Genomic DNA, 12,879 nt, shown 5'->3' with positions numbered 1-12,879 from the left:
GTTGCTCTTTCGTTGAGCCCTGATGATGGCGGTGCATTTGACTACTGGCTTTTAATCCGGTTTAAGGAGCCGTCCGGTGATAACACGCTGAAGGGGCGGGTGAAATTGGCGAGCCGCTACCGCATAATTAGCCGCCTTACGCAGCTTAGAGTGCTTTGGCGCGGGGGAATCCTGTCGTCGGCTCATCCAGTCAAAAGAGAATTTCACTCGTGTCAGAACCACGCATCCGCCCCCTCGCTCTCTGTATCTTTCATCATCACGGAAAAATACTGGTCAACTCATTCTACGACGCAGTAAAAGAGCAGACGCTGTATCGCCCAATTGGCGGCGGCATTGAGTTCGGCGAAAGGGGTATCGAAGCCATCGTCCGAGAAGTGCAGGAAGAACTGGCGCTTTCGATCAGTGATGTTCGATTGATTGGCACGTTGGAAAGCATTTTCACCTACGCAGGCAAACCAGGGCACGAGATCGTCCAGGTCTACGATGCAAGGTTCGATGATGAAAGTGTCTATGAGCGCCCTTGGCTAGACGGTCATGAAAGCAACGGTGCTCCGTTCAGAGCCGAGTGGTGCTTGGCTTCCAGCTTTACCGCTACATCCCCACTGGTACCTGAAGGACTTTTCGAACTACTTAAGCAGGCGTCGCTGGTAGACTAAATGAATGTTGTGAGGGCGCAAACGCCCCCACAACACTACCTGGAGCCTATCCAGGCTTGTGGTTGTCCAGTACTCGATTGACCGCTAACTCACCCAACATGATGACCCGTTGCAGCACCAGCATCGTTTGGCGTCGTGGGCCGTCCGTCAAATCGGTGAGGTCGCTGACCATCACACTGGCGGATGCCAAGGATTCGCACGCCTCAACGAGCAACGTTTCGTCATCCACCGCTGCGTCGATGGTGAAGATCGTGCTGGGCTTACGGGGCTGTATCTGCGTTTTCGTTGCCCCGGGGTTCAGGTAGTGCTTGAGCGCGCGGTCTGCCGCCTCTTTCAACTTTTCGGGGTCGAGAGAGTCGCCGTAGAGTACCGAGTCGATATCCGGGGGGTTGGGAGTAACCTTGAACATATGACTAATTCCAGAGTTGGGGCCGCAACCGTTCTCGACTAAAAGAGGGTGGCGGCTGTACGCAGGTTAGTCGACCGGTGGAATTAGCAAACCCGGCGCGCCCAAGGGCGCCCTGCGCACAACCACCATCAAGTACAGGAATAGATGACCTGACTGAATGGTACTCATGCACTTTACTAAAACCGACCGAGCGACTAAACCCGACCACTGATGGGCAGTGGCAGGTAAACGATAGAGGCCTGGGGCAAAGCGCACAAGCCAGCGGATTCTGAGGCATGCGTAAGTAAGGACGCAAGGTCTCGTAGCCTTTAGGACGTAATGTGGAATGTATTTAAACGTGTCGCGCTGGATATGTTTACGGAAATTAAACGGGTCGAGTTTTTTCGTTATTTCTTGAAACTGTATTGCTGCAAATACAGTGTCTTATGGAACGCTCCGGCCTCATCGATGTTAAACGAGATCCTGCCGTAGATAATACGCTAGCGGATGCTTTGAGGAATTTACCTACATTTGCCCGCAGCAACGACGTGCTTTCTCGGCAGAGGGTTTGAGGTTGGAGACTGTTGTCTTGGGCGACTGGCTTCGGCCCTCGACCGCTCTTGATGGGTTTTGAAGGCTGCTTGGCGGAGGGAGGCAGCTGTACGAGGTCTCCAGCAAAGAGGCCGACCTTGATGCAGTCGGCTGAACCCATAGGTAGCCGGTTGGCTAAAAAGATGGCCACTGCACGCCGAAGGAGACCGGAGAACTGGGCATCGCCAGAAAGCCTAGGGGCCCGGCGTACAGCGCCGTCAAACATCGGACGGAGCGGCCTGTTCATTCATGAGAGGCACCTAAGCGCAGGCTACTCTGCCCGGTCACCGCGGACGGTGACGGGGGATAAGATACCGGTAGGTCGATGAGCGCTCAGCCAGGGGATTCTGTGGCGGCTGTAGGTAATGGCGTTGGATGTTGCAGCTCTTCGAAAGTTTTCTGCCTCTTGAACGCCTAGCAGGCAGATCGTCCTCGACATTACGTACGGGCTCACCCCAAAGTGGCTGCTAACCTTCAGATGTCCTGCTGACTTACGCAAAAAGGTTCAGATTTGGCTCAGCTCTCACATACGAATGACATCCAGACCAGCGCCGGCTCCATCAATGCTGAGATATTCGAAGTCTTACGTGATGCGAAAGTGCTTGCCCGACGCTACTACCGGTTAACGGGCAAACCGTTGGGTATTACTGGCGAGGTGGCTGAGTACGAAGCAGCGACAAAGCTTGGCCTGCCGTGATGCAGGAACGATTGATTGCTGTATCGCTTTACATAACAGCCTATGAGATGCTCAAAGAATCCATCGTTGGTCGATTAAGAGATTTCTACTGCATCGGTTTTACTGCAGATGGCATCACCATCTCTCCAGATTACAAGCGCAAAGTTCTTGCACTTAATAAAAGCCCTCTTTATGCATCATTAACATGGCTAACCGTCATCGCTAGATGATCGGCACAAGGATTAAGCAGCTTCAAGTGCTGCTTACCCTAGCGCCTACCTAGAAAATTTACGCGTCCTTGATTAGGGGCAGATTTTCAAGGTTATCTCTGGTAGAACTATCTTTTTTTGTCTTTAGATAGTCAGTTGTTACCTGAATGACTTCAAGCTTCGCTCCAGATTTCCATTCATTACCAACCTTAGTCATGGTACTGAAGGTCTTTTTCTTATTGATCAGTTCAATTACTTGCGGTCGAGTTAGCTCTACAGACGGCTTAAACTTACCGTCACTTCCGACTTCGTGAACTCGCAATTTGGCGATGTGAGTATTATCGCTATTGTATTCAATTGCTGAAACATAATAGTTATAATTTGCCACTTTTCAATCTCCTGCTGGTTATGGTTTGGTGTGTGCATTTGTGACTAAGCCATGCATGATTGATGGCCCGGACCTCTGGCTTCCAAGCATTAGGACTGCGTGTCCTGAGTGTCAACGTGCTGCACGTACTTACGCGCTATGAGTAATCTTCCCCTTTCGGGTCGCGGCCCCCTGACCTAATCAATATTACGGCCCGGGGAAGCGACAGAGAGTGTGTGCGCTTTTGGTTTTCTTGCTCCTCGGGCTCTTGCCTCAACTCAAACCCGTTCATCAGTTCTGCCGGCAGTGGAGAGTTAGGGTGCTCGTGCTGAAGTGACAGCAATACCTCGGTAAGCCAAGCTCGCATTTGGGCCCCATTTGCTGCGGCTCCATACACCAGCGTTGAGACAGGCGTACCGATAAGGTTGCGTTCCAAGGCGCGTCCGAACTGCTGGAGACAGCAGGTCCCTGTCACTTCTACATGGCCTCCAACGGTACGAAGTTTCCGGAGCGGAGTTCCCCATAGAAGGGTCCCAGACGGGCTGGCATTGTTATGCAGAGCAGTGAGGCCGTCCGCCACCAAATACGCGAAGTCGAAACTGCCGCCTACGGGGTAAAACACACCAAATGTACCAACCGATGGAAGAAGAGCCCCGGAAAGCAAGTTCAACGGAGGGTGAAATGATCTCGACGCGGAGCTGATATTTGGACGATTGGAAAGCAAGTCCCATTGCTCCAAGTTCGCACGAAAGCTGTAGGGCGCCGCCGCTGAAAAGGTTCGATGACACCCCAGAGCGTTATCGGTGACTTTTGCTTGATTGAAAGTTACTCGGGCGGCACTAGGGTTACCAATCGGATAATTAATGATCATCACATCACACAACTCGCAGCGGGGGGTAGCCCGTCCCGCGCCTCGAGACTCGTTAAATGTAACTTGGTATCGGTTGCCGTGATACTCTTTCGCCAGTGCGTCAGTTCCAAGAGCGTTGAAGGCTCGAATGAACGCCTGAAAAAGTTTAATTTCTCCTCTGCTGCCCTTTGCTTCTTTGAGGAAAGCTTTTTTTAGTTTGAGTCCAATCATAAAAGTTATGTCTTCCGAGTTGACTGTTTTACCTGTTGACGCGCTTAGCGTGTCGCTTCATCGACCACAGCTTGGGTATGACCCATTACTCGGGCGGCTAGCGCAAAGAGATCTTTGACTGCAATCTCGTGTTCTTCCGCAACATTGAATACTTCCTCAACATCTTTCACTCGACCAGAGCCTGGGTCCGGATATCTGCCGGCCCAAAGAGTAAAGTGGGTTAGGGTCTGTAAAATCGCTTTATCCTTAACGCTCAGATCTGGAATAAATTCGGCAAGCTTTACCAGTCGATGGTGATAGAAAGACTTCTCATTCGCCATGTAGGTCATAACTCCGCTCTGCAAAATAGTCATAGCCTTAAGACAAACTTCTAGACTGTATCCAACGAGCATCAATCCCACAGCACAATATTGACTATCGCACACGCCCCTCATGTAGATGGGCATCTCATCGAAACCTGGTTGGTTTTTTATGACGGCAACTGCTGCTTGTGTTAACGCCTCTGCCTGAGTGAGCCAGAGAATCGGAGATTTGAGGTCCTCTGCCGTGGGAGGCTTAGAAATGTCTACAGGAAAACCCGCTAGTGTTTGGGCGATTCCCCATTTGAGCCATGCCGAAGAACTGTAGCCGAAAGGATCCGCCGCAAATGAATTTCGGCTTGGTTGAAGTTTTTTATGTAAATTCATTTGAAACTCTCGACTCGAAGCCAAACCAGTCACGTTGGTATCTGCGCATATTTAGTTGTCATATTCTTCTCCGAGGACCGGCCCTATAGCTTCGTCCTCCAGAGGTTCTGGAGCCGCGTTTTCTGGGGCGTTAGCAGCGAGCGGAGCCGCGGCTTGCCGTGCAACGGGAGTGGGGATGCGATTACAAATTATCTCATCCATTGCCGAGACCAAGTCTTCTAGGGCCGTGATCCATCGCTTGACCCTAGGTTCATCAATATCTTGAATTCGATTCGCTCGATTGTAATCGCCCGCGTGCACAATCTCATGACGGCGATCTATAAGATCGCCGACTCGACTCTTGATATGACTTTTACCCGTTTTTTTGGCAGCACGATCAGTCAGTTTATTAAGACGATATACCAGAAAGACTGAATCAATTACGTCAAATCTTTGGGTCGTATATTGTGCGTAATATGACTGCACTAGGTTTCGGATACGACGATACGGGCGGTCCATTGTGAGAAGGCTCAACGCCTCGCGCGTATCCAACCCAGCTTTCAGAAGCAAGGCGACGAGCGATTCGTCTGGCCTGTGCTTTTTCAGGTATGTGGCAAGCTTTTCGACAAAGACGTCAGTCACGTACGCATCTAATGCGGCAACCGCTAAAACGACCGCCCCGCGAATAATGTCTTTCGGCGCGGCGGGCACCTCCGCATCTGCTTCGTTCAGACCATGAATTGTCGTGTATGCATCGACCAGGGTGTCACAGCGTCTGACCGTTTTATGAAATTTTGCGAATGCTTTCGACGCCATCCCAGTCTCTCCATCATCCCTTTGGATATCATATTGCCATTATTTTTGGCCAAAGGTAAACCTACTGCTTTAGGGAATGTATTCAGGACTGATCCGGGTCAATTTCAGGTACGAGATTTGCCGACAAGTCAGGTTTTCTGGGAGCTTTCACTTTGCTTCGGGGGGAGCTCAGGTCTGCAGGCTTGTCAAAGCGCGCACAAGCTGTTGGTGGCGCTTTGTAGGGGGGCTCAAAGAGCGTTAAATCATGAACCGTTTGGTATGGCGGGCACCTTCGCAGCGCCTAAGTTAGTTAACGCTGCATCCAGCCTTCTTAGATAACTAACCGTAGATTTATCGTAGTGCTGTAGTAGCTCCTTGGCACTCTCTTCGGTTCGGCTCTTGGACTCTAATGCGTCGAATAGCTCTCCGGCTTTTCTGTCCTTGATGTCTTCATTGATCATGTCTTGTTTGAAGGTCACAAATCGGGCATAGCACTCGATCTGGGCTGAGAGTTTCGCCATATCAAAATCCTTGTCCTCTCCCGGTGGCGAGCAAACATCGGGGGAGGAAAAATTATCTACAGGACGAATGTCTATTTCATCGATATGAATCAGCTCATTTGCCTTATTTTTGCCAAAGTAACGCGACAACTTAAAATGCTCGGCGATCAGTTGCTGACGCCAGCCTCGGTGGAATTGCCTGTAGTCATCCCACGGCCCTTTGGAAAATTCTTTCCAACCTTTTTTATTCATCTCTCTTAATAATTTATCGAGGGCGTTGTAGCCATCGTACAATAGGCGGCTGGTTTCTTGCGCCGTTGCTTGGGCGCCATCCAGAAATTTAGCTTTGTCCGCTCGTTCATCTTGGTGAGCCTGCTGGCAGCTCGTGCCCATCAGAGTTATCGCAGCAGTGAACAGTGAAGCCGCGGCAGTCTGCGACAGTCTGCGGCCACGTAGAGTCAGCATCGGTGATCATCCTGTTTTACGAAATTCACGCTCAATATCGGCTGACGTCCCGGCTTCGTGAGTCACTTCCTTACAACCCTCGAATGGCAATGAAATTTAAGCCTGCCCTATGTTTTTCCGGTACTTGGCCAACTGATCCTCCCCACTTACCCGAAAAATATTCGCCAGATAATCCAGCAACACCACCTCATCCCCATTGATCATCTGCCTCACATGCGTAACGGCACTGCAACTGCACGCTCTTGAACGGCGTGACCAGCTTCTTGGCCGCCTCAAAGTAAAAGCTGTTCCAAGTGATTTTCCCTTCCAGCTTGTCGATACCATCGGGCAGTTCGATCAGCCCGACCATGCCGAGCCCTGAAAGTCGCTCATCACGGTTTTGATGGTGCCCAGGTCGATCTCTTCACACTTGCCAAAGAAGCTGGTGCCGTCGAGGTAGATGTTGGCGTTTGAAATACGGTGTGCGCTAATCGCAGGTCATGGTCGCCATCATCATCGGCATGTTGGCGTTCATCGGCATTGGCATCTGCATGGCGTTCATCATGGTGGTGTTCCCTGTAAGGTTCGAGAGTCGGACAAGCTGATGGGGCGGATTCTAAGCATTGACCCGGGCCCGACAAGATGGCGATCGAACAGCAGGAATGAACGTTCAGACAGGCTTACCGGAGCGACACACGCCAAGTCGTCTGCTGCTGCATGCGCTTCGTTTTCATTGCAGACACTTTCCAAGCGACAGCTTCGATTCTTCGGTCATGGATATGCCATCCAAACCTATATCAATAACCGTAAGAAATAATCGATCTAAATATCCCCCAAGGTTTCCCGCCACGAGGGGCTCAGCCAATCAACCGGGCATACACCGGCCGATCGATATTCCCACCGGACAGAATGACCCCCACCTTTTTCCCCTGCATCGCTTCACGTTCCTGCATGAGTGCCGCCAAGGCCGCGGCACCTGCGCCCTCGGCCAGGTTATGAGTGTCGGTGTAATACACCCGCATGGCCTCGGCTATTTGCGCGTCGCTGACCGCGACGATCCGCGCCGCAGCGGCCCCATAGATGGCAAAGGCCTCGGGAATGGGTCTGCGCACGGCCAACCCGTCCGCGAAGGTATTCGCCGAAGCGGTCTCACACAGTCTTCCCGTTTCAAATGACAACTTCGCCGCGACGGCCTCGGTGGACACCACGCCCACCACTTGGGTTTTCAGCCCCAAGGCATCGCGGGCGGCGATGACTGCGCAAATCCCCGACCCACAGCCTATCGGCACGTAGACCGTGTCGAGGTCCGGCACCGCCTTGAACAGCTCAAGCCCATAGGTCGCCACGCCCCTGACCAACTCCGGATGGAACGGCGGCACCAAGTAGAGGCCTTGGGCGTGGGCCAGGCGTGCAGCTTCTTTCCGGGCCTCATCGAAATCGCGGCCATACTCGACCACCTCGCCACCAAAGCCACGCATGGCATTGTTCTTCTCCACCGAGTTGCCTTGCGGCACGACGATCAACGCTTTCAGACCCAAGGCGGTGGCCGCCAGCGCCAGGCTCTGGCCATGGTTGCCGCGCGTCGCCGTGACGATGCCTTTCGCCTCGGGATGCTCGCGCTTGAGCCAGTGCACGAAGGTCAGGCCGCCGCGCACCTTGAAGGCCCCGGTCGGGGTGTGATTCTCGTGCTTGACCCACACCGTGCAACCCAGCCGCTCAGCCAGCAACGGCCAGGCGTACTGGGCAGTGGCGGGCATGAATTGATAGAGATGGCGGGCAGCGTGTTCGATGTCGTCGCGGGTCAGTGTGTGCATGATGGGCCTCCTGGTTTTGCCCAGTCTAATCAGCGCGACGGCGACGGGGCTTTCAGAAAACTGACCTGACTTTCAGGCCCGCTCTTCATTACTATGCTGTTCATGAGCCCGCGAAACCACCCACCGCCGCCCCTGTCTGAACCGGTCCGTCGTATCGAGGCTGGGCCCTGGGCGATCGAGTTGCTCCCCGGCTGTGCCTACGCGACCCGCTACGTCGCGACCCAGTCGGCGATCGGCTTTGCCTTCGACAGTCAGCGCGGCCTGCACGCCATCGGCAGCGACCACGTGTTGCCCTTCGAGGCGCTGCCCAACGGCCTGGCATTCGTTCCCGCCGGGTGCGACGTGTTCTCCGAATCCCCCCGGGGCGGTGAATACCTGCGGATAGTGCGCACCGACGGCATGGCGTTGCCGGCGAAACATGCGTTCAACAATCGTATTGACCCGCAGGCCATCACCCTCGCCTTGAGAATGCGCAGCGCACTGCTGCGTGCCACAGCAGAAGACGATTGGGAAGCCTGGGCGCTCGGGCTGGCTGAGCGAGTGAAGGACCACAAGCGGTTTTCGGCACACTCCCAAGGTTCGATCACGGGCGGCCGGATGCGCCTGCTCGATGAGTTCATCGACGCCGGTCTCGACGGCCCGCTGGGGGTCAAGGAAATGGCGGGGCTGCTTGGCTTGTCCGAAGGTTATTTCATGCGGGCGTTCAAGCAGGCAACCGGCAAAAGCCCACACAGCTACCTGATCGACCGACGCCTCGCCAAGGCACGGGCGCTGATGCACGATTCAACCGCCCGACTGACTGATATCGCCCACGCCTGCGGCTTCAATTCCCAGGCGCACATGACCACGCTGTTCAAGCAACGCCTGGGCGTCAGCCCGGCGCAACTGCGCGGGTATTCGAGGCCCTGAACCCTCTGGGCAATGGGTTGATGGGGGCACCTGAGGGGCGAAATGGCGCCCCAAACCAAATTGCCATCAGATGGCCTTGCAAAAACACCCTGGCCGTCTAGATTCAAACCTGTCTCCAACCAGATCTTCAACCACACCTGACAGCCCCTCGGGCGAGAGCGTCTATTGGCCTGAAAAACACACTTGGCGTTGCTTTCAATTACTGACACGGAATCAGTCATATCAACAAGAGGGATGCTTGATGAAGCATGGCCGTGGGTATCGTTCGCGCTCGCAAAAAGGACCAGCCGGACATTTCTGGCTGTCATTGGTTTGCTTTTCAGGCCTGGTGATCGCCAGCTTCCTGTTGTTCGAACAACAGATCCAAGATTTCCTGACCCATCTCAACCTGTACCTGCCCTCGACGCCCGCGCAGAAACTCAACCTGGCCTTGCTGCTGATTGCCCTGCTGGCACTGGACGTGGTGTTGCCGGTGCCGTCGAGCATGGTCGCGCTGCTGGCCGTGGCGATGCTTGGCAGCCTGGGTGGATACCTGGTGATTTTCGTCGGCCTGTGCCTGGGGGCCGGGCTGGGTTATGCGCTGGGAGCCGGCTATTTGCGCCTGCTGTCCGGCCGCCTGGGCCTGCATCAGCGCCAGCCGGGGCAACTGGCCTACCGGTTGGGCACGCTGTCGTTGATCTGCCTGCGCGGCGTCCCGGTGCTGGCGGAAACCTCGGTCGTCGCCGCCGGCATGCAACGCTACCCATTGCGCGCGTTCATCCTGGTCACCACCCTGGCCAATGCCGGCCTCGCGTTGGCCTACAGTGCCATCGGCACCTTTCTCGTCGAACAGAACGCGCTGCTGGTGACCCTGCTCGCCAGCATGGTATTGCCCGGGCTGTTCATCGCCGGGTACAGCCTGTTCAAGAACATTCGCCGGCGCGACACGGGGCAACCCTTGCACGGGCGCTTCAAGGTCAGCTACGACTACCCGGTAGTGTTCACCGATCATCTGTTCGACCCGCTCAATCCCTGCCTGCATCGTCAGCTCACCGCCGGACACCGCGGCCAGGTAACGGTGCTGGTGTTCGCCGATGAACAACTGCTGCACAGCGCTCCGCACCTGCTGGCACAGATCAATACCTACTTCGCCAGCCATTTTCCGGACTTGCATTTGCAGGCGCCCCCCATCGCGGTCCCGGCCGGCGAATCGAGCAAGGATTCCCAGGTGTTGCAGCAGCTGTACAGCGACATGCTGCAACATGGCCTGGACCGGCATTGCTATGTGCTGGCCCTCGGTGGCGGCGCCGTGCTCGATGCGGTGGGCTACGCCTGCGCCACCTTCCACCGCGGCATTCGCCTGATCCGCATCCCAAGCACCGTACTCGCCCAGAACGACGCCGGTATCGGTGTGAAAAACGGCATCAACGCCTTTGGCCAGAAGAACCTGCTGGGCGCTTTCTACCCCGCCACCGCGGTCATCAACGATTTTCAATTGCTGACCAGCCTGAGCCGACGCGACCAGATCGCCGGGCTGGCCGAGGCCGTCAAGGTGGCGCTGATCAAGGACCAGGCGTTTTTCCAATGGATGGAGCAACAGGCCGACGCCCTCGCCCACTTCGATCACGCGGCCAGCCGCTACGCGATCCGCCGCTGCGCCGAACTGCACCTGGCGCACATCACCGGTGCCGGTGATCCCTTCGAACGCGGTAATGGGCGGCCATTGGACTACGGGCATTGGGCCGCCCATAAATTGGAAAACCTCAGCCATCACCGACTGCGCCATGGTGAGGCCGTCGCCGTGGGCATGGCCCTGGATGGACTCTATGCCAATGCCCTGGGGCTGTTGAGCGACGCCGACAGCGACCGGGTGCTGCGCCTGCTGCTCAAGCTCGGTTTCTGCCTGAACCCGCCGGAGCTGACCCTGAAAGATGCACAGGGACGCTCGCAGGTTCTGCTCGGGCTGGAAGAGTTCCGCCAGCATCTGGGCGGGCAACTCTCCATCCCCATGCTCAGTCGGATCGGCGAGTCGGTGGACTTGCATGAAATCGATACCGCGCGAATGGAGCAGGCGCTGCAACGGCTCTGCACTCAGGCCGACCCTGCACTCACACTGAACGAGAGCTGTGCGCAATGAACCCGTCTTCGCCGGACCTCAAGACCTGGATGACCCTCGGCCGCGTGTCCAACCTGCCCACGGTGTGGACCAACACCCTGGCCGCCGCCCTGCTCGCCAGCAGCGCAGGGGCCCTGGCACCGCCATCGTCCCTGGTGTGGCTCCTGCTGCTGGCGGCACTGTCGCTGCTGTACCTGGCCGGCATGCTGTTGAATGACCTGTTGGACGCCGACTGGGATCAACGACACCACAATCCGCGCCCCATCACCCTGGGCCTGGTCAGCCGCCAGCAAGTGCGGTTGGCCACGGCCCTGCTACTGGTGCTGGCCGCGGCCGCGCTGCTGGGCCTGAGCCGGTTGATCGAACAACCGCACTGGCTGCTGGGCAGCGCCACGCTGTTGGTGGGTTGCATCCTCGGCTACAACCTGCTGCACAAGAAATATGCCCACAGCGTCTGGCTGATGGGGGCCTGTCGTTCGGCGCTCTACCTCACCGCCGCGGCCAGCCTGGCGATGCCACCCGAACCGATCTGGCTCTGTGCCCTTTTGCTCGGCGTCTACATCAGCGGCCTGACCTACCTGGCCCGCCAGGAACACCGCAATCAACTGATCAGCCGCCTCCCGCTGCTGCTGATGTTGAGCCCACTGGCGTTGGCGATCTACGCAGACAACGCCTGGTTCTGGCCAGTCCTGCTGATATGGCTTGGCTGGTTGGGCTGGCACTACTGGCGCAACCTGGCCAACCCGCGGCAACGGCAGGTCCGCGCCTTTATCGGTGCGGGCCTGGCCGCCCTGCCGCTGTTCGATGCCCTGGTGCTGGCCGTCGCCAACCAGCCGCTGGGCAGCCTGTTATGCGTCCTGGTGTTTTTCCTGCTTCCTCATTTCCAACGCTGGATCAAACCCACATGAACACGGACGTTACAGCATCGGCATCGGCAGCCCTCGACATGCGCCAGGATTGCCTGAACGAACAACGCCGGCATTTCACCCAGTCGCTCGATGAAACCGAGCGGCAATGGTGGCTCTCGGCGCAGGCGCAACTTGCCCAACGCCCGGACGCCAACACCGCGGCGTTCCTGAGCGGCCAGTGCAAGCGCCACCTCAAGGAGCGAGCCCAGCCCGGCACCGACGGCTGGAGCAATGTCCAACTGGCGCGGGCATTGCTGCTGGCCCAGGTCCTGGAGCTGCAACCCAGCGCCGGGCAAGTGTCCTTGCTGCGCCAGTTGTTCCTGTGGGGCGACGACCAGGAAAAGATCGCCACCTTGAAGGCCCTCGACTGGCTCGACAGCGGTGGGCTCTGCCTCGGGCTTGCACTTCAGGCCGGACGCACCAGCAACAGCCAGGTGTTTGCCGCCCTCGCCCTGGACACCGCCTACCCATCGCGTCACTACGACGAACGGGCCTTCAACCAACTGGTGTTGAAAGCCCTGGGCATGGGCCTCGATGTACATCGCCTGATCGGCCTGACGCAACGACAAAGCGTCACGCTCAACCAGTTGGCCCTCGACCTGTTGGACGAACAACTCGCCGCCGAACGAACGGTGTCTGTCGGACTGCCCCACGTGATTGCCTTTGCCCTGCTGAGCCCGGCGCAACGTCAGCGCCTGGCCGGGCTGACCCAGCAACAACGCTTGCCGCCGCCATGGCAGGCGTACCTGGGTGGCACTTTGCCGAACTGATACCCGCCCCT

At 56.6% G+C, this 12,879-nt stretch carries 14 protein-coding genes and 1 pseudogene; 7 read left to right on the top strand and 8 right to left on the bottom strand.

The features are described from left to right. The first annotated feature begins 209 nt into the window (after positions 1 to 209). The gene (locus BM317_RS04720) at positions 210 to 656 is read left to right on the top strand and encodes an NUDIX hydrolase (RefSeq protein WP_092473278.1); all 447 of its coding nucleotides are present in this window, start codon (positions 210 to 212) and stop codon (positions 654 to 656) included. A 46-nt stretch (positions 657 to 702) separates the two neighbouring features. On the opposite strand, the gene BM317_RS04715 is transcribed toward BM317_RS04720, so the two are convergent. Beyond that, positions 703 to 1,065, bottom strand: a complete 363-nt coding sequence (locus BM317_RS04715; RefSeq protein WP_003202533.1) for a DUF6124 family protein — start codon at positions 1,063 to 1,065, stop codon at positions 703 to 705. Between the two features lie 1,081 nt (positions 1,066 to 2,146). On the opposite strand from BM317_RS04715, the gene BM317_RS04710 reads away from it, so the two are divergent. Next, a complete protein-coding gene (locus BM317_RS04710; protein WP_256574037.1) occupies positions 2,147 to 2,332 on the top strand; it encodes a hypothetical protein in 186 nt (61 codons plus the stop codon). After that, positions 2,332 to 2,541, top strand: a complete 210-nt coding sequence (locus tag BM317_RS29865) for a hypothetical protein (RefSeq protein WP_139236012.1) — start codon at positions 2,332 to 2,334, stop codon at positions 2,539 to 2,541. Before BM317_RS04710 ends, BM317_RS29865 begins: the two co-directional genes overlap by 1 nt. 58 nt (positions 2,542 to 2,599) lie before the next feature. On the opposite strand, the gene BM317_RS04705 is transcribed toward BM317_RS29865, so the two are convergent. The 7 genes and pseudogenes from BM317_RS04705 to BM317_RS04670 form a co-directional block, all read right to left on the bottom strand. After that, on the bottom strand, positions 2,600 to 2,908 hold the full coding sequence (locus BM317_RS04705) for a DUF3892 domain-containing protein (RefSeq protein ID WP_092473276.1): 309 nt from the start codon (positions 2,906 to 2,908) through the stop codon (positions 2,600 to 2,602). A 136-nt stretch (positions 2,909 to 3,044) separates the two neighbouring features. After that, on the bottom strand, positions 3,045 to 3,968 hold the full coding sequence (locus BM317_RS04700) for a hypothetical protein (RefSeq protein WP_092473274.1): 924 nt from the start codon (positions 3,966 to 3,968) through the stop codon (positions 3,045 to 3,047). A gap of 44 nt (positions 3,969 to 4,012) precedes the next feature. Then, complete coding sequence (locus BM317_RS04695; protein ID WP_092473272.1) at positions 4,013 to 4,654, bottom strand: HEPN domain-containing protein; 642 nt, start codon at positions 4,652 to 4,654, stop codon at positions 4,013 to 4,015. Positions 4,655 to 4,705: 51 nt separating this feature from the next. Beyond that, positions 4,706 to 5,449: a HEPN domain-containing protein gene (locus tag BM317_RS04690; protein WP_092473270.1), complete on the bottom strand. Its 744-nt coding sequence runs from the start codon at positions 5,447 to 5,449 to the stop codon at positions 4,706 to 4,708. 242 nt (positions 5,450 to 5,691) lie between these two features. After that, positions 5,692 to 6,393: a hypothetical protein gene (locus tag BM317_RS04685; protein ID WP_092473268.1), complete on the bottom strand. Its 702-nt coding sequence runs from the start codon at positions 6,391 to 6,393 to the stop codon at positions 5,692 to 5,694. Between the two features lie 96 nt (positions 6,394 to 6,489). Next, positions 6,490 to 6,834 (bottom strand): annotated as a pseudogene (locus BM317_RS04680) (phage major tail tube protein). A 395-nt stretch (positions 6,835 to 7,229) separates the two neighbouring features. After that, entirely contained in the window at positions 7,230 to 8,186 is a 957-nt protein-coding gene (locus tag BM317_RS04670) for a threonine dehydratase (protein ID WP_092165108.1), read from the bottom strand. A gap of 93 nt (positions 8,187 to 8,279) precedes the next feature. On the opposite strand from BM317_RS04670, the gene BM317_RS04665 reads away from it, so the two are divergent. From BM317_RS04665 to BM317_RS04650, 4 genes are all read left to right on the top strand, one after another. Further along, positions 8,280 to 9,095, top strand: a complete 816-nt coding sequence (locus BM317_RS04665; protein WP_092473266.1) for a helix-turn-helix transcriptional regulator — start codon at positions 8,280 to 8,282, stop codon at positions 9,093 to 9,095. A gap of 241 nt (positions 9,096 to 9,336) precedes the next feature. Continuing rightward, positions 9,337 to 11,211 carry a 3-dehydroquinate synthase gene (locus BM317_RS04660; protein WP_092473264.1) on the top strand — a complete coding sequence of 625 codons (1,875 nt, stop codon included), beginning with the start codon at positions 9,337 to 9,339 and terminating at the stop codon, positions 11,209 to 11,211. Continuing rightward, on the top strand, positions 11,208 to 12,098 hold the full coding sequence (locus tag BM317_RS04655; RefSeq protein WP_092165105.1) for a UbiA family prenyltransferase: 891 nt from the start codon (positions 11,208 to 11,210) through the stop codon (positions 12,096 to 12,098). The genes BM317_RS04660 and BM317_RS04655 overlap by 4 nt, the downstream gene beginning before the upstream one ends. After that, positions 12,095 to 12,868, top strand: a complete 774-nt coding sequence (locus BM317_RS04650; protein WP_092165104.1) for an EboA domain-containing protein — start codon at positions 12,095 to 12,097, stop codon at positions 12,866 to 12,868. The genes BM317_RS04655 and BM317_RS04650 overlap by 4 nt, the downstream gene beginning before the upstream one ends. Positions 12,869 to 12,879 lie beyond the last annotated feature (11 nt).

Origin of the sequence: Pseudomonas sp. NFACC24-1, from assembly GCF_900115235.1 — a bacterium.
Taxonomy (GTDB): domain Bacteria; phylum Pseudomonadota; class Gammaproteobacteria; order Pseudomonadales; family Pseudomonadaceae; genus Aquipseudomonas; species Aquipseudomonas fluorescens_AA.
This window is presented reverse-complemented; position numbering and strand designations above follow the sequence as displayed.